The sequence below is a fragment of the Kitasatospora sp. NPDC006697 genome (assembly GCF_042869935.1).
Classification (GTDB): Bacteria; Actinomycetota; Actinomycetes; order Streptomycetales; family Streptomycetaceae; genus Kitasatospora.
This window is the reverse complement of sequence record NZ_JBIAGU010000003.1, coordinates 168,100-186,173: the sequence shown is the minus strand read 5'-3', so window position 1 is coordinate 186,173 and position 18,074 is coordinate 168,100. Positions and strand designations below refer to the sequence as shown.

18 protein-coding genes and 2 tRNA genes are annotated in these 18,074 nt (G+C 74.0%); 13 read left to right on the top strand and 7 right to left on the bottom strand.

Annotation, left to right across the window (positions count from 1 at the left end; all coding sequences use genetic code 11):
- Positions 1-298: 298 nt before the first annotated feature.
- The 4 genes from ACFYNO_RS06120 to pyrE all read left to right on the top strand — a co-directional run bounded on the left by ACFYNO_RS06120 (position 299) and on the right by pyrE (position 4,582).
- Positions 299-961 carry a DUF2617 family protein gene (locus tag ACFYNO_RS06120; protein ID WP_388006006.1) on the top strand — a complete coding sequence of 221 codons (663 nt, stop codon included), beginning with the start codon at positions 299-301 and terminating at the stop codon, positions 959-961.
- Positions 962-1,430: 469 nt separating this feature from the next.
- Positions 1,431-2,933, top strand: coding sequence for a spermidine synthase (locus ACFYNO_RS06115; protein WP_388006581.1), 1,503 nt, complete (start codon positions 1,431-1,433; stop codon positions 2,931-2,933).
- A gap of 124 nt (positions 2,934-3,057) precedes the next feature.
- Positions 3,058-3,996 carry an SRPBCC domain-containing protein gene (locus tag ACFYNO_RS06110; protein ID WP_388006003.1) on the top strand — a complete coding sequence of 313 codons (939 nt, stop codon included), beginning with the start codon at positions 3,058-3,060 and terminating at the stop codon, positions 3,994-3,996.
- 37 nt (positions 3,997-4,033) lie between these two features.
- On the top strand, positions 4,034-4,582 hold the full coding sequence (pyrE, locus tag ACFYNO_RS06105) for an orotate phosphoribosyltransferase (RefSeq protein WP_388006000.1): 549 nt from the start codon (positions 4,034-4,036) through the stop codon (positions 4,580-4,582).
- Between the two features lie 166 nt (positions 4,583-4,748).
- On the opposite strand, the gene ACFYNO_RS06100 is transcribed toward pyrE, so the two are convergent.
- Positions 4,749-5,480: a DedA family protein gene (locus ACFYNO_RS06100; RefSeq protein WP_388005997.1), complete on the bottom strand. Its 732-nt coding sequence runs from the start codon at positions 5,478-5,480 to the stop codon at positions 4,749-4,751.
- A gap of 234 nt (positions 5,481-5,714) precedes the next feature.
- Here ACFYNO_RS06100 and fbaA point away from each other — a divergent pair, with 234 nt between their 5' ends.
- The 3 genes from fbaA to ACFYNO_RS06085 all read left to right on the top strand — a co-directional run bounded on the left by fbaA (position 5,715) and on the right by ACFYNO_RS06085 (position 9,366).
- Positions 5,715-6,737, top strand: coding sequence for a class II fructose-bisphosphate aldolase (fbaA, locus tag ACFYNO_RS06095; RefSeq protein WP_388005993.1), 1,023 nt, complete (start codon positions 5,715-5,717; stop codon positions 6,735-6,737).
- Between the two features lie 164 nt (positions 6,738-6,901).
- Positions 6,902-8,896 carry an ArnT family glycosyltransferase gene (locus ACFYNO_RS06090; RefSeq protein ID WP_388005990.1) on the top strand — a complete coding sequence of 665 codons (1,995 nt, stop codon included), beginning with the start codon at positions 6,902-6,904 and terminating at the stop codon, positions 8,894-8,896.
- Between the two features lie 50 nt (positions 8,897-8,946).
- Complete coding sequence (locus tag ACFYNO_RS06085; RefSeq protein ID WP_388005987.1) at positions 8,947-9,366, top strand: DUF3151 domain-containing protein; 420 nt, start codon at positions 8,947-8,949, stop codon at positions 9,364-9,366.
- 61 nt (positions 9,367-9,427) lie between these two features.
- Here the strand turns inward: ACFYNO_RS06085 and ACFYNO_RS06080 are convergent, their stop codons facing one another.
- Positions 9,428-9,997 (bottom strand): TetR/AcrR family transcriptional regulator, encoded by a 570-nt coding sequence (locus ACFYNO_RS06080; protein ID WP_388005984.1) that lies wholly within the window; start codon positions 9,995-9,997, stop codon positions 9,428-9,430.
- Positions 9,998-10,121: 124 nt separating this feature from the next.
- On the opposite strand from ACFYNO_RS06080, the gene ACFYNO_RS06075 reads away from it, so the two are divergent.
- A complete protein-coding gene (locus ACFYNO_RS06075) occupies positions 10,122-10,556 on the top strand; it encodes a DUF4267 domain-containing protein (RefSeq protein WP_388005981.1) in 435 nt (144 codons plus the stop codon).
- A 7-nt stretch (positions 10,557-10,563) separates the two neighbouring features.
- Here ACFYNO_RS06075 and ACFYNO_RS06070 read toward each other — a convergent pair whose 3' ends face one another.
- The 5 genes from ACFYNO_RS06070 to purS form a co-directional block, all read right to left on the bottom strand.
- Positions 10,564-11,154, bottom strand: a complete 591-nt coding sequence (locus ACFYNO_RS06070; RefSeq protein WP_388005978.1) for a sterol carrier family protein — start codon at positions 11,152-11,154, stop codon at positions 10,564-10,566.
- A 9-nt stretch (positions 11,155-11,163) separates the two neighbouring features.
- Entirely contained in the window at positions 11,164-11,667 is a 504-nt protein-coding gene (locus ACFYNO_RS06065; protein WP_388005975.1) for a GNAT family N-acetyltransferase, read from the bottom strand.
- Between the two features lie 101 nt (positions 11,668-11,768).
- A complete protein-coding gene (gene purL, locus ACFYNO_RS06060; RefSeq protein WP_388005972.1) occupies positions 11,769-14,024 on the bottom strand; it encodes a phosphoribosylformylglycinamidine synthase subunit PurL in 2,256 nt (751 codons plus the stop codon).
- A gap of 1 nt (position 14,025) precedes the next feature.
- Positions 14,026-14,706 carry a phosphoribosylformylglycinamidine synthase subunit PurQ gene (gene purQ, locus ACFYNO_RS06055; RefSeq protein ID WP_388005969.1) on the bottom strand — a complete coding sequence of 227 codons (681 nt, stop codon included), beginning with the start codon at positions 14,704-14,706 and terminating at the stop codon, positions 14,026-14,028.
- Positions 14,703-14,960: a phosphoribosylformylglycinamidine synthase subunit PurS gene (gene purS / locus ACFYNO_RS06050; protein WP_388005967.1), complete on the bottom strand. Its 258-nt coding sequence runs from the start codon at positions 14,958-14,960 to the stop codon at positions 14,703-14,705. The genes purQ and purS overlap by 4 nt, the downstream gene beginning before the upstream one ends.
- Positions 14,961-15,438: 478 nt before the next feature.
- Here purS and ACFYNO_RS06045 point away from each other — a divergent pair, with 478 nt between their 5' ends.
- The 5 genes from ACFYNO_RS06045 (at position 15,439) to ACFYNO_RS06025 (ending at position 18,056) form a co-directional block, all read left to right on the top strand.
- Positions 15,439-15,756 (top strand): Lsr2 family protein, encoded by a 318-nt coding sequence (locus ACFYNO_RS06045; RefSeq protein WP_101380749.1) that lies wholly within the window; start codon positions 15,439-15,441, stop codon positions 15,754-15,756.
- Positions 15,757-15,888: 132 nt separating this feature from the next.
- Positions 15,889-15,961 (top strand) — tRNA-Gly (locus ACFYNO_RS06040).
- Positions 15,962-16,007: 46 nt separating this feature from the next.
- Positions 16,008-16,083, top strand: a tRNA-Gly gene (locus tag ACFYNO_RS06035).
- Between the two features lie 204 nt (positions 16,084-16,287).
- A complete protein-coding gene (locus ACFYNO_RS06030; protein ID WP_388005963.1) occupies positions 16,288-17,256 on the top strand; it encodes an ABC transporter ATP-binding protein in 969 nt (322 codons plus the stop codon).
- Positions 17,253-18,056 (top strand): ABC transporter permease, encoded by an 804-nt coding sequence (locus ACFYNO_RS06025; RefSeq protein WP_388005960.1) that lies wholly within the window; start codon positions 17,253-17,255, stop codon positions 18,054-18,056. The genes ACFYNO_RS06030 and ACFYNO_RS06025 overlap by 4 nt, the downstream gene beginning before the upstream one ends.
- Positions 18,057-18,074 lie beyond the last annotated feature (18 nt).

The following is an 18,074-nucleotide window of genomic DNA, read 5'->3' as shown; positions in this document are numbered from 1 at the left end:
CGCGCGCCCGGACCGCGGGGCGTGCGTTCCTGCTCGGAGGGCGCACATCGACCAATCTCGTTCACCCTCCCGGTCACACCTGACCAGGCACTACGCCCAGAACGGTGAATGTGCAACAAGAATAGGTAAATCCCTGACGGACCCGGAGAATTCGTGCTTCTCTGCTGCTGAATCTCCAGCCGGAATCCTTCCTTCCACGGTCGGCCGCGTCCTGGACCGCACAGCCACGAACCTCCTCGCCTTCGGCCGAGTCGGACTGCACGGCGGACGCGTACGGAGCTGAAATGCGGAGCCAAGCATGCTCACCACACTGCAGACCTCCTATACCGACACCCGCGCCGGTGACCTGGCCTGGTGCCTCGGCGGCGGGCCGCTGCCCGCGCTGGCGGTGCGCGACCTGCCGCTGCCGGGTCCGGACGAGGGGGCCGGCGCGCCGGCCCAGGCGCGCGACGCCTACGACCGGCGGACCGGCCACCGCGCCCCGGGAGGGAGCAGAGCCGGCGGCACCGGCACCCTGCAACTGCGGCTGCTCGGCGCCTCGCACCAGGTGGTGATCGCGGCCGGCCCAGGCGAGTGCCTGGAGACGGTGGCCTGCCTGCCCGGCCGGCGGACCCCGCTGCCGGCCCGGGTGGCCGAGCAAGTCGCCGGGTGGGAATACGAGTTCGCCGCCCGGATCGAGTCCCTGCCGCCGCACGTCTTCGCCGCCCGGGCACAGGAGATCCTGGCCCTGGTGGACGAGCACCCGCGCGGCCTGGCCGGGGTCTTCCCCGGCGACCCCAGCGCCTTCACCGCACTGGTCGCCCAGGGCAGCGCGGAGCGGGTGCTCTGGCGGACCTGGCACGCCTACCCGCAGGAGGGGCGGCTGGTCTGCACCCGGTCCTCACTGGTGGTGCGCGGACCGGGCGGCTCGACCCGGCCCGGGACGGCCCGCTGCTCGATGGCCCGGCCGACCCGGCCGTGACCCCCCGTAAGCCGGAGGGCGGCCGAAGGCCTCCGATACCCCATCAGCCCCCGAGAAGCTCGAACACCATGCCGATCCGTCAACTCAAACGCCGTCACTGCCGCTCGAACGGGTGCACCTACCGGCGGCCCCCGTCGCCTAGCGTTTCTTCGTGATCAACCAGCCGACGGGCCGCCCCGTGCCGCCCGGTCCCGACCGCGCCGGCCCGCACCCCGTCGAGTGGCTGCCGACGGTCCGGCTGCGGGCGCGCACCCGCGGCCGGATCCGCGACCGCCTGCCGCCGTCCGGCCGGACCGACACCCCGGCCGGACTCGCCCCGGGCCCGCCCCGGCAGCGGCCGACCAGGGTCCGGCTGCGGGTCCGCCCGCCGCAGCCGCCGCGCGGCCGCGGTACGCCGGAAGGACGCGCCCGAACGGAGGAGAGCCCCCCGGAAGTCGGCGCGGTCCGAACCCCGGCCGCCCGGCTGCTGGTGCTGCTGGCCGCGTTCATCTGCGCGGCCTGCGGCCTGGTGTACGAGCTGGAGCTGGTGGCGCTCGGCGGCTACCTGCTCGGCGACTCGGTCACCCAGACCTCGGTGGTGCTCTCCGTGATGGTCTTCGCGATGGGCGTCGGCTCGCTGGCCGCCAAGCGGTTCACCCACCGGCCGGCCACCTCCTTCGCCCTGGTCGAGTGCTCGCTGGCACTGGTCGGCGGCCTCTCGGTGCTGGTGCTCTACGCCTGCTGGGCCTGGCTGGGCCGCTACCAGCTCGCCCTGGTCGGGCTCACCTGCCTGATCGGCCTGCTGATCGGCGCCGAGATCCCGCTGCTGATGACCCTGGTGCAGCGGGTCCGCCGGGAGGAGGCCGGCCGGGCCGCCGCCGACCTGTTCGCCGCCGACTACGTGGGCGCGCTGCTCGGCGGCCTGGCCTTCCCGTTCCTGCTGCTGCCGCACCTCGGCCAGGCCGGCGGCGCGCTGCTCACCGGCGCGGTGAACGCGGTGGCCGGCGGTGCCGTGGTGCTCTGGCTCTTCCGGGACGAGCCGGCCCCGCGGACCAGGCTGCTGCTCTGGACCGGCTGCGGCGCGGTGCTCGCCGCCCTGGCGCTGGCCGCCGCCTGCACCGGCGCGCTGGAGCGGGCCGCCCGGAGCGCCCTCTACGGCGCCGCGCCGCGCCAGGCGGTGCAGGGCAGCTCCGGCGAGATCGTGCTCACCGGCCCCCGGGTGCCGGTCCAGGGCGGCGAGCCGCTGCGGCTCTACCTGGACGGCCGGCTGGCCGCCTGCGGCAGCGACGAGTACCGCTACCACGAGGCGCTGGTCCACCCCGCGCTGGCCGGCGCGGGCGGCGCCCGGGTACTGCTGCTCGGCGGCGGCGACGGGCTGGCGCTGCGCGAGGTGCTGCGGCACAGCCGGGTCGGCTCGGTGCTGGTGGTCACCCCGGATCCGGCGCTCCCCCGGCTGGCCCGCACCGACCCGGCGCTGGCCGCGCTCGGCGGGCGGTCCTTCGCCGACCCCCGGGTCCGGGTGGTCACCGCCGACCCGCTGGCCTGGCTGCGCACCGGGGCCGACCCCGGCGACCGGTTCGACGTGGTGCTGGCCGACCTGCCGGCCCCGCTGCGGGCGGCCCGCGCCGAGTACCACGCCGCCGAGTTCTACGGCCTGGCCGCGGCCCGGCTCACCGCGGACGGCCGGCTGGCGGTGCCGGCCCCGGCCGGGCCCGGGCTCTGGACGGTGGAGGCGGGGCTGCGCGCGGCCGGCTTGTCCACCGTGCCGTTCCCGGTGCCGGGCGACGGGCCGGCCTGCGACCCGGCGGGCAGCGGGGCGGTGGCGGCCGTCCTGCTGGCGGCCCGCGGCGCCAGCCCCGAACTGGCACTGGCCGGGGACGCCCCGCCGCCGCGCTCGCTCACCGAGTCCGGGCTGCGGGCCGCCGCGGCCCGGCTGGCGTCCCGTCGGCCGGACCCGCTGCCGCCGGCCGACACCCTGCTGGACCCGCACTGAGCCGGCCCCGGACCCGGCCCGCGACTGCCCGATCGGGCCGTCCGGGTCCTCCCCGGGCACCCGGACGGCAGTCGATCGGTGCCGTGCCCTTCCGCCCGACGGACAGGTCGGTAGGCTCACAGCCATGGAGCATGAGGTTGTCATCCCGCTGCCGGCCGAACTCGTCCTGCGCGCCCTGGACGATCCCGAGCTGCTCGCCCGCTGCCTGCCCGGGCTGAGCACCGAAGCCTCCGACGCCTCCTCCCCGGCGGGCCGCCGGGCAACCGGCGCGCCGCCGGAGCTGACCGGCCGGCTGAAGCTGCGGATCGGCAGCTCCACCATCACCTACAAGGGCACCGCCTCGCTGATCCGCAGCGGCGCGCCGGGTGTGGTGACCGTCCTGGTCGAGGGCCAGGAGGCGCGCGGCGACGGCGAGGTGACGGCCACCCTGCGGATCGCCGTGACCGGCGAGCCGGCCCCCGACTCCGACGGCGAGGCCGCCCGGATCCGGTTCACCGGCGACCTGACCCCCGGCGGCCGGCTCGCCGAGTTCGACGAGGAGGCCCTGGCCGCCGCCGGGCGCCGGCTGCTGGACCGTTTCGCCGCCGCGCTCGGCGAGGAGCTGGCGCCGGAGGAGCCCGGAGAGCCGGGGGACGCCGAGCCGCCCACCCTCAGCGTGGTTCCCGACCCGCTGCCGGACGACCTCTTCGCCGACGACCTCTCCGACCTGATCGCCTTCTCCCCCGACGAGGAGGAGCCGGTCCACCCCGAGCCGGTCGAGCTGCCCTACCCGCACGCCGTGCCCGACCCGGTGGGCGAGGAGGCGGGCCCGGTCCGCCGCAGCATCGTCGGCCGCTCCGCCGAGGAGGTGGACCACGCCCCGCCGCGCGGCCGCTACGCCCCGGCCCTGCCGGCCCGCAGCGCCCGCGCCCGGGCGGCCAGCCGCTGGTACGGCGATCAGCACGCCGGCACCCCGGCCGGCCCCAGCCTGGCCGACCGGCTCACCTCGCCCTGGGTGATCGGCAGCGGCATGGCCCTGCTCGGCGGCGCCGTGATCGTGGCCCGCGCCCTGCGCCGCCGCTGACCGGGACCCGGACGGCCAGACCCTAGACTGATCGTCCATGAGCAACCCGAACAACGACCGCGCCGCCCTGCTGGACCAGATCAAGACCAAGGCCGTGGTGCACGGCAAGGTGATCCTCTCCTCCGGCCGGGAGGCCGACTACTACGTGGACCTGCGCCGGATCACCCTGGACGCGCAGGCCGCCCCGCTGGTCGGACGGGTGCTGCTGGACGCCACCGCGGAGCTGGAGTACGACGCGGTCGGCGGCCTGACCCTGGGTGCCGACCCGGTGGCCGCCGCGATGCTGCACGCCGCCGCCGCCCGCGGCCGCGAGCTGGACGCCTTCGTGGTCCGCAAGGCCGGCAAGGCGCACGGCCTGCAGCGCCGGATCGAGGGCCCGGACGTCAAGGGCCGCCGGGTGCTGGCGGTCGAGGACACCTCCACCACCGGCGGCTCGGTGCTGACCGCCGTCGAGGCGCTGCGCGAGGCGGGCGCCGAGGTGGTCGGCGTGGCGGTGATCGTGGAGCGCGGTGCCGCCCCCGCGATCGAGGAGGCCGGCCTGCCCTACTACACCGTCTTCACCGCGGCCGACCTCGACCTGGCCTGACCGCCGCCGGGAAACCCGCCGCAATGCCGAGAAGGGGGGGGGGGGGGGGCGGGGGGGGGGGGGCGGGGGGCGCCCCCCCCCCCCCCCCGCGGCGGGCGCCCCCCCCGCGCCGCCCGCCCCGGGGCCCCCCCCCCCCCCTTCTCCGTCCGCCGGACCGGACCCGGGCTCAGCCGCGGCGGTGGCGGCCGCCGGACTGTGCCGGCTCGCCCTCCTCGGCCTCGGCCGCCACCACCGGGCCGCCGGCCTTGCGCTTCTTCCGCTCCTTGACGATCTCCAGCAGGATCGGCGAGATCGACAGCAGGATGATCAGCGCCATCGCCGGGATCAGGTACTTGTCGATCACCGGGGCCATCGAGTCGCCGAAGAAGTAGCCGATGCAGAGCATCGCCTCGGTCCAGATGATGCCGCCGATGGTGTTCCAGATCAGGAACTTCCGGGCCGGCATCTCCAGCATGCCCGCGACCGGGTTGAGGAAGGTGCGCACGATCGGGATGAAGCGGGCCATCACCACGGCCTTCTCCGGCCCGAACTTGGCGAAGTACTCCTCCGCCTTGTCCACGTACTCGCGCTTGAAGATCCGCGAGTCGGGCTTGTCGAAGAGCTTCCCGCCGGCCTTGGCCCCGAGCAGGTGGCCGAGCTGGGCGCCGACGATGGCGCAGATCGGCGCGCCGACCAGCAGCACGCCGATCGGCATCTGCACGCCCGGGCCGAAGGCCTTGGCGGCGGCCGAGGAGGCCGCCACGCCGCCGAGGATCAGCAGCGAGTCGCCGGGCAGGAAGAAGCCGATCAGCAGGCCGGTCTCGGCGAAGATGATCGCCAGCAGGCCGAAGGTCCCGACCGAGCTGATCAGCGACTTGGCATCCAGGAGGTTGACCGCTAGGTCGGTAGTGGTAGTCACGGGCGCAGGATAGCGCGCAGAGATGGCAGGACCCGGCAGCGAGCGCTACGCCGGTGGCCCGCATGCTGAACCCATGGGTGTAGCCGGGGCCCGAGTCTGGGAAGATGGCCGAGGTGTCCGGCCCGCGGTCGCCCACACCCTCGATGTCGTACCGCGGTGACGCCGTGAACCAGAGGCGTACCGAGCATCGGACAGCGTCGTCCGAGCGCCCCACACCGACAGGAGCGGATTCGCATGCCCATCGCAACCCCCGATGTCTACAACGAGATGCTGGACCGGGCCAAGGCAGGCAAGTTCGCCTACCCGGCCATCAATGTCACCTCGTCGCAGACGCTGCACGCGGCGCTGCGCGGCTTCGCCGAGGCCGAGAGCGACGGCATCATCCAGATCTCCACCGGTGGCGCCGAGTTCCTGGGCGGCCAGCACAACAAGGACATGGTGACCGGCGCCGTCGCGCTGGCCGAGTTCGCCCACATCGTGGCCGCCAAGTACGACATCACCGTCGCGCTGCACACCGACCACTGCCCGAAGGACAAGCTGGACGGCTACGTCCGCCCGCTGCTGGCGGTCTCCGCCGAGCGCGTGGCCCGTGGCGAGAACCCGCTCTTCCAGTCCCACATGTGGGACGGCTCGGCCGAGACCCTGGCCGACAACCTCTCCATCGGCCAGGAGCTGCTGGCCCTGGCGCACGCCGCCAAGATCATCCTCGAGGTCGAGATCACCCCGACCGGCGGCGAGGAGGACGGTGTCTCGCACGAGATCAACGACTCGCTCTACACCACCGTGAACGACGCGGTCCGCACCGCCGAGGCGCTGGGTCTGGGCGAGAAGGGCCGCTACCTGCTGGCCGCCTCCTTCGGCAACGTGCACGGCGTCTACAAGCCCGGCAACGTGGTGCTCCGCCCCGAGCTGCTGCGCGAGCTGCAGGACGCGATCGGCGCCCAGTACGGCAAGCAGGACCCGTTCGACTTCGTCTTCCACGGCGGCTCCGGCTCCTCCGCCGAGGAGATCGAGACGGCGCTGGAGAACGGCGTGGTCAAGATGAACCTGGACACCGACACCCAGTACGCCTTCACCCGCCCGGTCGTGGACCACATGTTCCGCAACTACGACGGCGTGCTGAAGGTCGACGGCGAGGTCGGCAAGAAGAACACCTACGACCCGCGGACCTGGGGCAAGCTGGCCGAGGCCGGCATGGCGGCCCGGGTGCGCGAGGCCGCGGTGACCCTGCGCTCGGCGGGCAACCGGATCAAGTAAGGCGACACCCCTCGGGCCCCGGTCGGCGACCGGGGCCCGAGGCGTTCCCGGACGGGGCCGGACGGGGCCGGACGGCAAAATCTTCGCCCCGGAACGGTATGGATTTGCCAGGGGCGGCCCGGACCGCCGCGGATTTCTCATCCGCCCGGCCAAGGCTGTCACCCATGGCCACCACCGTGCTACCGATCGCTCCCGAGCCCGAGTCGAACCGCCGGACACCGCGCCGGGCACCCTGGCGCTCGCCCGCCGACCAGCCGGGGTACACCCGCCCCGCCCTGCTCGCCATCGCGGCCCTGGCGGGGCTGCTGTTCTTCTGGGGCATCGACCGGAGCAGCTACCACACCTTCTACGCGGACGCCGTGCGCAGCATGACGGAGAGCTGGAAGGCCTTCGTCTTCGGCTCCTACGACCCGGCCGGCACCATCACTCTGGACAAGCTGCCGGGCTTCCTGTGGCCGCAGGCGGTCTCGGCCCGGCTCCTCGGCTTCCACCCCTGGGCGCTGGCCCTGCCGCAGGCGGTCGAGGGCGTGCTCTCGGTGCTGGTGCTGTTCCGCGCGGTGCGGCGCTGGGCCGGCGCCAACGCGGCGCTGCTGGCCGCGCTGTCCTTCACCCTGACCCCGGTGGTGGCCGGGCTGTTCCGCACCGCCGTCGAGGATCCGCTCTTCACCCTGCTGCTCCTGCTGGCCGCCGACGCCACGCAGCGCGCCGCCCGGACCGGGCGGCTGCGGACCCTGGTGCTGGCCGGGGTCTGGGTCGGGGTGGCCTTCCAGGCCAAGATGCTGGAGGCCTGGGCGGTGCTGCCCGCGCTGGCCGGCGTCTACCTGCTGGCCGCGCCGGTGCGGCTGCGGCGCCGGCTGGCGCACCTGTTGGCGGCCGGGGCGGTCACCCTGGCGGTCTCCGCCTCCTGGGTGCTGCTGGCCACCGCGACCCCGGCCGGCGACCGGCCGTACATCGACGGGACCACCGACAACTCGGCCTACAGCATGGTGGTCGGCTACAACTTCCTGAACCGCTTCACCTCGGTCGGGCTGAACGCGGCCGAGACCGGCAGCGTGACCTCCAGCCGGGGCGGCGGGCAGCAGCACGGCGCCCGCGACGCCGCCGCCCGTCCGCAGCCCCGGCCGGGCGGGGACGGCGGCTGGACCAAGATGTTCGGCGCGCAGTTCGCCCCGCAGACCGGCTGGCTCTACCCGCTGGCCGCCACCGCCCTGCTCTGCGCGCTGGTCTGGCGCCGGCGCGAGCCGCGCACCGACCCGCTGCGGGCCGGCTACCTGCTCTGGGGCGGCTGGCTGGCGGTCTACTTCCTGGTGTTCAGCGCCGGCAGCGTCGGCGGCCACAGCTACTACATGGGCGTGATCGCCACCCCGCTGGCCGCGCTGGCGGGCGCCGGGCTGGTGCTGCTGCGGCAGGGCCAGTGGGTGGGCGGCGCGCGGGCCTGGGCGCTGCCGGCGGCGGTGGCGGGCACCGCGCTGTGGAGCGCGCACCTGGCCGGGCTCTACCCGTCCTTCCTGCCCTGGCTGCCGCCGGCCACCCTGGTGCTGGGCGGCCTCGCGGTGGTGCTGCCGGCGGCCGGCCGCGGCGCCCGCCGGCTGGCCCGGGCGGGGCTGGCGGCCGCGCTCGGCGCGGTGCTGCTGGCGCCGGGCGCCTGGGCCGCCTCGGTGCTGGACAGCCGGTACGGCAACTCCGGGATGGGCACGGTCGGCCCGCAGGCCGCGCACGGCTACGGCCGGCCCGCCGCCCCGACCGACGGTGCCCGGGCCGCCGCCGGCGGGGGCGGCAGCACCCTGAGCCGCTCCCAGCAGCGGATCCTGGCCTACGCCGAGGCCCACGACCAGGGCGCCCGCTACCTCTTCGCCACCACCACCTGGACCGCCTCCTCCCCGTACATCCTGGCCACCGGCAAGGAGGTGCTGCCGATGGGCGGCTTCACCGGCGAGGTGCCCTCGCCGACGCTGCCGCAGTTCCAGGCGCTGGTCCGCAGCGGCCGGCTGCACTTCGTGCTGCTCGGCTCCCCGCAGGGCGGCCGGAGCACCGCCGCGGGCCCGACCGCGGCGGTCACCGACTGGGTGCGCCGCAACTGCGCACCGGTCGCCCCGGGCGACTACGGGCAGTCGGTGACCAGTGCCGCTCCGCAACTCCTCTACCGCTGCACCGCATGAGCACAGCGGCCCCGCCCGGGCGCCACCACCCGGCTGGCAGACTGGGGAGCATGACTGAACGGAAGAACTTGCTCTCGGGCCCCGAGCCGACGCTGCTGAGCGAGGAGGCGGAGCCGTACCGGCGGCTCGCCGAGGAGTCCGCGTCGCCGACCCAGCTCGCGGCGGACTACCCGTGGTTCTCGCTGGCCTGGGCGATGCTCGCCGATGACGCGTTCGCCGAGGGCCGGGTGGTCGAGTCGTACGCCTACGCCCGCACCGGCTACCACCGCGGCCTGGACGCGCTGCGCCGGGCCGGCTGGCACGGCCACGGGCCGATCCCGTGGGACCACCGCGCCAACCGCGGCTTCCTGCGCTGCCTGGCCGCGCTGGCCCGGGCCGCCGAGGCGGTCAAGGAGACCGAGGAGGCCGAGCGCTGCTGGCAGTTCCTCATGGACAGCAGCCCGGAGGCCTACTCCGAGCTGAAGCAGTAGCCGGCCCCGACCGCTCCGACGGCCGCCCGCTGACCTGGGTCAGCGGGCGGCCGTCGCCGTCTCAGCCCAGCCGCTCCAGCAGCAGCGCGAGCCGCTGCTCGTCCAGGCCGGGGCGCAGCCGCCCGCTCCCGGTGAGCAGCACCAGCCCGTGCAGAGCGGCCCAGAAGGTCTCCACGTAGGTCTCCGGGTCGGCGGTGCCCGCCCGCGGGGCGAGCACCCGGTAGAGCAGGGTGAAGGCCCGCACCAGCTCGGGCGGCGACTCCCCGGTGCCGAAGGAGAGCGTGGTGCCCATGGTCAACATCGCCTCGTAGAGCGCGGGGTTGGCGGCGGCGAAGGCCGTGTAGGCGGCGGCCAGCGCGGCCGGCCCGCCGTCCGGCCCGGCCGCCGCGACCGCCCGCTCCAGCTCGTCGGCCAGCTCCCCCATCCCCTGCAGCGCGACGGCGTCCACGATCGCGCCCTTCCCGGCGAAGTGGCTGTAGAGCACCGGCTGGCTGTACTCGATCCGCTCGGCCAGCCGGCGGGTGGTGACGGCCTCCCAGCCCTCGGCCTCGGCCAGCTCCCGGGCCGCTTCGAGGATCAACCGGTGGCGCTCGGCGCGCTCGCGTTCCTTGCGTGTCTGGATGGTTGGCATGGCAGAGATTCTAGCAGCGCTAGCGTTCAGAGCAATGGCCGTGCTAGCGTCAGCCTTGTTCCTAGCGGCGCTAGAAAAATGAGCGCCAGTCAGCAACGTACCCACACCCCAGGGGAGACCAGCCATGACCGCCACCGCCGCGACCGCCGTCAGCAGCACGCCCGCCGCCCCGAGCCCCACCAGCCGGATCGCCACCGTCTGCACCGCGCTCGGCGCCGCCTTCATCATCTTCATCGGCGCCCGGTTCATGGTGGACCCGCACGGCGCCGCGGCCGGGTTCGGCATCGCCGGGCCGCGCGGCACCGGCGAGGGCTACTACGACATCAAGGGGCTCCGGGACATCGTCTCGGGCCTGGTCCCGCTGGCCCTGCTGATCGCCGGTCAGCGCCGGGCGCTCGGCTGGGTGATGCTCGCCGCCTCCGTCACCCCGTTCGGCGACGCGGTGATCGTGCTCACCCACGGCGGCTCACTGGCCACCGCCCTCGGCATCCACTTCGCCACCGCGCTCTTCGTGGTCCTCACCGGCCTGCTGCTGCTCCGCGAGACCCGCCGCGCCTGAGCCGCCGTCAGTGCGCCACCGGCAGATAGGCGCTGAGGTCGCTGCGCTCCCCACTGGCCGTCAGCCGGGCGCCCTCCACCGCCTCGGCCCAGGACAGCCGCCCGGTGGCCAGCCGGATCCAGTCCAGCGGCGCGGCCTCCACCACGTTCGGCGGGGTGCCCCGGGTGTGCTTCGGCCCGGGGACCGCCTGCACCACGGCGAACGGCGGCACCCGCAACTCCACCGCGCCGCCCGGCACCCGGGCGGCGAAGGCGTCGGCCAGCACCCGGCTGGCGGTGGCCAGCGCGAACCGCTCGTGCGGGAAGTCGGCGATCCCCAGCGCCGCGGCCAGGTCGTCGGCCAGCAGCACGGTCTCCACCAGCAGCGCCACCGCCTGCTCGTCGGGCAGCTCGGCCAGCCGCCCGAGCAGCGCCTCGACGGCCGGCTCCAGGGCCTCGCCCGGCCCGCCGCCCAGCAGCACCAGCAGCCGGTCCAGCACCTCCGGCGCCGGGTCGGCCCCGGCCGCGGTCGCGCGTACCGCCCCGAGCTCGCCCGCCAGGGCCGCCCGCACCTTCACCGGGTCGTAGCTGCGGGCCTTGCGCGCCGCCGTCCTCGCCATGCCGCCAACCTACAGCGCCAGCGCCATCTCGATCTCGGTCCCGCCGGGCGGCAGCGGGTAGGCGCTGCCGCCCCCGGTCTCGGCGAAGCCGTGCCGCCGGTAGAAGGCGATCGCCCGCGGATTGTCCTCGTGCACCTCCAGCAGCAGCCGGGCCGCGCCCTGCCGGGCCGCCCACCCGGCCACCCCGGCCAGCAGCTCGCCGGCCGGCCCGGCCGGCCCGCGGTGCCCGGGCGCCACGAAGACCCCGACCAGCCAGGCCGCGCCCGCCGCCCCCTCGGCCAGCTCCCCGCCCATGGTGCCGACCCACTCGCCGTCCGGCGCCACCGCCACCAGCTGCACCGCGCCGAACCCGGCCGCCCGGGCCGCCCGGTAGCGCCACTCGTGCTGACTTGCCGCCAGCGCCTGCCGGTGCGTCTCCAGATAGGCGATCGGGGTGTCCAGCAGCGCCCGCAGCCGCAGCTCGCGCAGCTCGGCCCAGTCCTCGGGCCGCACCCGGTGGATCCGGTAGCTCAACGTCGACTCCCTGGGAAGAGACGGCGGCCCGCCCCCGCCCCCGCTCCCACGTGTGTGGGGACGGGGCAGGGGCGGGCCGGCCGGATGGCACGCCTCAGCCGTCAGCCGAGCAGCGCCTCGATCACACCGGTGTGCGCCTCGGCCAGCTCGGCCAGGGTCACGGTGAACTGGCCCTGCACCTCGAGCGCATCGCCGTCCACCACGCCGATCCGGGTGGCCGGCAGCCCGCGGGCGCCGCACATGTCGGTGAACCGCAGCTCCTCGCTGCGCGGCACGGCCACCACCGCGCGGCCCGCCGACTCCGAGAAGAGGAAGACGAACGGGTCCAGGTCGGCCGGCACGATGACCCGGGCGCCCTTGCCGCCCTTGAGGCAGCTCTCCACCAGGGCCTGGGCCAGGCCGCCGTCGGAGAGGTCGTGCGCCGCGTCGACCATGCCGTCGCGCGAGGCGGCGATCAGGATCTCGGCGAGCAGCCGCTCGCGCTCCAGGTCCACCTTGGGCGGCAGGCCGCCGAGGTGGTTGTGCGCCACCTGCGACCAGGCCGAACCGCCCAGCTCGTCGGCGGTGTCGCCGAGCAGGAAGAGGTGGTGGCCCTCCTCGGCGAAGCCGATCGGGGTGCGCCGGGTCACGTCGTCGATGACGCCGAGCACCGCGACCACCGGGGTCGGGTGGATCGCCGTCTCACCGGTCTGGTTGTAGAGCGAGACGTTGCCGCCGGTCACCGGGGTGCCCAGGGTCTGGCAGGCGTCGGCCAGGCCGCGGCAGGCCTCGGCGAACTGCCACATCACGTCCGGGTCCTCGGGGGAGCCGAAGTTGAGGCAGTCGGAGACCGCGAGCGGCTTGGCGCCGCCGGCCGCCACGTTGCGGTAGGCCTCGGCCAGCGCCAGCTGGGCACCGGCGTACGGGTCCAGCTTGGCGTAGCGGCCGTTGCCGTCGGTCGCCACCGAGACGCCGAGGTTGGTCTCCTCGTCGATCCGGATCATGCCGGAGTCCTCGGGGGTGGCCAGCACGGTGTTGCCGATCACGAACCGGTCGTACTGGTCGGTGATCCACGCCTTGGAGGCCTGGTTCGGCGAACCGGCGACGGCCAGCAGGGCCGCCTTGAGCTCCGCGCCGTTCGCCGGGCGGGCCAGCCGCTCGGCGGTCGGCGCGTCCGCCTGCAGCGCGTCCTGCCAGGACGGGCGGGCGTAGGGGCGCTGGTAGACCGGGCCGTCGTGGGCGACGGTGCGCGGCGGCACGTCGACGACCTGCTCGCCGTGCCAGAAGATCTCCAGCCGCTCGCCCTCGGTCACCTCACCGATCACGGTGGCGATGACGTCCCACTTCTCGCAGATCTCCAGGAAGCGGTCGACCTTCTCGGGCTCGACGATGGCGCACATCCGCTCCTGCGACTCGCTCATGAGGATCTCCTCCGGCGAGAGCGTGGCGTCGCGCAGCGGCACGCTGTCCAGCTCGATCCGCATGCCGCCGGAACCGGCCGAGGCCAGCTCCGAGGTGGCGCAGGAGAGGCCGGCGCCGCCGAGGTCCTGGATGCCCAGCACCAGGTGCTCCCGGAAGACCTCCAGGGTGCACTCGATCAGCAGCTTCTCCTGGAACGGGTCGCCGACCTGCACCGCGGGGCGCTTGGCCGGGCCGGTCGCGTCGAAGGTCTCGGAGGCCAGCACCGAGACGCCGCCGATGCCGTCGCCGCCGGTCCGGGCTCCGTACAGGATGACCTTGTTGCCGGCGCCGCTGGCCTGCGCGAGGTGGATGTCCTCGTGCTTCATCACGCCCACGCAGAGCGCGTTGACCAGCGGGTTGCCCTGGTAGCAGGGGTCGAAGACGACCTCGCCGCCGATGTTCGGCAGGCCCAGGCAGTTGCCGTAGCCGCCGATGCCGGCCACGATCCCGGGCAGCACCCGGCGGGTGTCCGGGTGGTCCGCCGCACCGAACCGCAGCGGGTCCATCACGGCGACCGGGCGGGCGCCCATCGCCAGGATGTCGCGCACGATGCCGCCGATGCCGGTGGCCGCGCCCTGGTAGGGCTCGATGTAGGACGGGTGGTTGTGCGACTCGACCTTGAAGGTGACCGCGTAGCCCTGGCCCACGTCCACCACGCCGGCGTTCTCGCCGATGCCGACCAGCATCGCGTCGGACTGCGGGGCCTTCTCGCCGAACTGCTTGAGGTGGACCTTGCTGCTCTTGTAGGAGCAGTGCTCCGACCACATCACCGAGTACATGGCCAGCTCGGCGCCGGTCGGGCGGCGGCCGAGGATGTCCCGGATCCGGGCGTACTCGTCCTGCTTGAGGCCGAGTTCGGCCCAGGGCTGGGCGGCGTCGGGGGTCTGCTCGGCGTTCTTGACGGTGTCGAGAGTCATCTCAGGAACTCACCAGCTGCTTCAGGACGGACGTGAAGAACGGCAGACCGTCGGTCTTGCCGGTGCCGACCAGCGGCTCCACCGCGTGCTCGGGGTGCGGCATGAGGCCGACCACGTTGCCCGCGGCGTTGGTGATCCCGGCAATATCGTTGATCGAACCGTTGGGGTTCAGGTCGACGTAACGGAATACCACCCGGCCCTCGGACTCCAGCTCCTCGATGGTGCGCGGGTCGGCGGTGTAGCGGCCGTCCATGTTCTTCAGCGGGATCGAAATCTCCTGGCCCGCCTGGTAATCGGACGTCCACGCGGTGGCCGCATTCTCGACCCGCAGCTTCTGGTCCCGGCAGATGAAGTGCAGGTGGTTGTTCCGCAGCATCGCGCCGGGCAGCAGGTGCGACTCGGTGAGCACCTGGAAGCCGTTGCAGATACCGAGGACCGGCATTCCGAGCTTCGCCTGCTCGATCAGGGTCGCCATCACCGGCGAGAACCGGGAGATGGCACCGGCGCGCAGATAGTCGCCGTAGCTGAATCCGCCCGGCAGCACCACGGCGTCGACCTGGTGGAGATCCTTGTCACGGTGCCAGAGCGCGACCGGCTCGGCGCCGGCCAGCCGGATCGCGCGCTGCGCGTCCCGGTCGTCCAGCGAACCGGGGAAGGTGACGACGCCGACCCGGGTGGTCACTGGCCGTCCTCCACCCGGACGGTGAAGTCCTCGATCACCGTGTTGGCGAGGAAGGTCTCGGCGGCCTCGCGGATCCGGGTGAGCGCGGCGTCGTCCACCGGGCCCTCCAGTTCCAGCTCGAAACGCTTGCCCTGGCGGACGTCGGCGATCCCGTCGAATCCGAGACGGGGCAGTGCGCGCTGCACCGCCTGTCCCTGGGGGTCGAGGATCTCCGGCTTGAGCATGACGTCGACTACGACGCGTGCCACTGGCACTCCCAATGGTGTGGTGCGTGAAGGCGGGGGACCTTCAGAGTACCGGGGTGCGGAGGTCGTTCGACGTCCCGGGGATTGCAACGCGCGTAGACCTCCACCCCTTACGCACCACGGGTTCCAAGCCTCCCCAATCGTGCTTTATCGCCTTCCGGCGGCCCAGCGCCCGCCCCCTTCCGGACCGGCCGAATACCGGCACATGGGACAGATCGACCAGCGAAAGAGTCATCACCGGCGTCCCCGCCGGGACGCAATCTGCGGCGAAGTATCCGTACGGAGGCGAAGCGAGGTGAATATCCGGAAAAAGAAAGCAGGCACCATCGATTTCCCCGACCCGCCGGTGCAGAATAGGGCCACCGGCATCGACGGGGAGCCGCGTGCGGGTGGCATGTCCACCCTGATGCCCCCCTGCGCGCCGGCGCACAGGGCCGCCGCGGCACACCGCGCCCGGTCGGCCGAATTGCCGAGAGGATTGACACCCATGGCTCAGCGTGTAGTTGTCACGCTCTCCGACGACCTGGACGGCGGCGCAGCCGCGGAAACCGTCCACTTCGGCGTCGACGGGAAGTCGTACGAGATCGACCTGTCCGTGGACAACGCGGAAAAGCTGCGCGAGGCGCTCGCCCCCTTCGTCGCGGCCGGCCGCCGCCAGAGCCGCACCGGAAAGTCCTTCCGCCGCACCGCCCTGGCCCCGGACCCGGCCGCCGTGCGCGCCTGGGCACAGTCCCGGGGCATGGAGCTGCCGGCCCGCGGCCGCATCCCCAAGCACGTCTACGAAGCGTTCTCCGAGGCCAACTGACCTGGGTCGCACCCCTTCCGCCCGCGGGCCGAGCGGCCTGCGCCGGAAGGGGTGCACGACCACTCCCGGCGATGGGGTAGAGTATTTCTCGTCGCCGCAACCGGGGTCGAAAGACACCGGGAAGCACGACATGCGGACGTGGCTCAGTTGGTAGAGCATCACCTTGCCAAGGTGAGGGTCGCGAGTTCGAATCTCGTCGTCCGCTCGCAGCAACACCTGCTAAGGTGCTGTGCAGTACAAGTGAAGATCGTGCGGACGTGGCTCAGTTGGTAGAGCATCACCTTGCCAAGGTGAGGGTCGCGAGTTCGAATCTCGTCGTCCGCTCCATCGGAAAGCGGCTCCCTTCGGGGGGCCGCTTTCGCTTTCCCAGCCGGCCTTTCCCGTCCAGCGCCTTCCCGTCCAGCGCCTTCCCATCCGGGGCCTTCCCGTCCGGCACCGATGACATTTGTCACCGCCCACCCGTAGAAGTGCCCGGGCGATCGGTGCGGCCGCGCACTGCCGCCGTCCGCGGGCCCGCGGGACGCTTGCCGCATGACAGTCGCTCCCCACGCCGTCGAGGCCGCCGGCCTGCGCCGGCGCTACGGCACCACCGCGGCCGACTCCTTCGAGGCGGTGCGCGGACTCGACCTCACCGTCCAGCGCGGCGAGCTGTTCGCCCTGCTCGGCACCAACGGCGCCGGCAAGACCTCGACCATGGAACTGATCGAGGGCCTGGCCCGGCCCACCGGCGGCACCGTCCGGGTGCTCGGCCACGACCCGTTCCGGGAGCGCGCCGCCGTCCGGCCGCGGATCGGGATCATGCTCCAGGACGCCGGCTTCCCCGGCGATCTGACGGTGGCCGAGACGCTGCGCGGCTGGGCCGGCACCAGCAGCACCCCGCGACCGGTGGCCGAGGCGATGGACCTGGTCGGCCTGGCCGACCGGGCCGCGGTCCGGGTCAAGCAGCTCTCCGGCGGCGAGAAGCGCCGGCTGGACCTGGCGGTCGCGCTGATCGGCCGCCCCGAGGTGCTCTTCCTGGACGAGCCGACCACCGGGCTGGACCCGCAGGCCAGGGCCGCCGTCCGGCAGCTGGTCCGGGAGCTGCGGGAGGGTGGCACCACCGTGCTGCTCACCACCCACTACCTGGAGGAGGCCGAGGAGCTGGCCGACCGGCTGGCCATCCTGCACCGCGGCCGGGTGGTGGCCCGGGGCACGGTCGCCGAGGTGATCGCCGACCGGCCGGCCCGGATCGGCTTCGAACTGCCCGAGCAGCCCTGCGAGCCGCTGCTGCCGCTGCCCGGGGCCGAGGTGGGCTTCGACGGACGCCGGGTCACCATCCGCACCCGGCAGCTCCAGCGCACCCTCACCGAACTGCTGCTCTGGGCCGACCGGCAGGGCGTCGCGCTGATCGGGCTGGACGCCCGCAGCGCCACCCTGGAGGAGGCCTTCCTGGCCATCGCCGCCGAGGACCCGCAGGACCGCACCGAGGAAGCCCCCGCCCTGACCGGAGCCCGCCGATGACCACCGCCGCCACCACCGGCCCCGCCGTCCCGGGCACCGCCCGCCGCCTGATCGCCCTGGCCCGCACCGAGGCGCTGCTGCTGGGCCGCAACCGGACCGCGATCTCGATGGCCGTGATCATGCCGCTGGCCCTGGTCGGCGCGCTGCACGAGATGCTCAAGGCCAACCGCGCGCTGATGCCCGGCACCGACCTGCACAGCGCGATGCTGGTCGGCCTCTACCTGACCGTGCTGGTCTTCGGCGTCTACTACAACCTGACCGGCGCCTACGTGGCCCGGCGCAACGAGCTGGTGCTCAAGCGGCTGCGCACCGGCGAGCTGACCGACTGGCAGATCCTGACCGGCACCGCGCTGCCCCTGGTGGTGCTGGCGCTGCTGCAGGTCGTGCTGCTGACCGTGGCCGTCGGGGTGGGCTTCGGCCTGACGGCCCCGCGCAACCCGCTGCTGGTGCTGCTCGGTCTGCTGCTGGCGCTGGCGGTGCTGGTGCCGCTGGCCGCGCTCTCCAGCGCCTACACCAGGACCGTGGAGACGGCCGGCATCACCACCCTGCCGCTGACCGTGCTGACCCTCTTCGGCTCCGGCCTGGTGGTCCCGTTCGCCGGGCTGCCCGACCAGGTGGCGCTCGGCTTCCGGCTGCTGCCCGCCACCCCGGCGCTGGCCCTGCTGCGCACCGGCTGGCTGGGCTCGGACGGCGCCGACCACCCGGCGGGCTGGTGGCTCTACCTGCCGGGCGCGCTGGTCTGGGCCGCGCTGGCGGTCTACGCGGTCCAGCGCCGGTTCCTCTGGGAACCGCGCCGTTGAGCTGGTCTGATAGAGCGA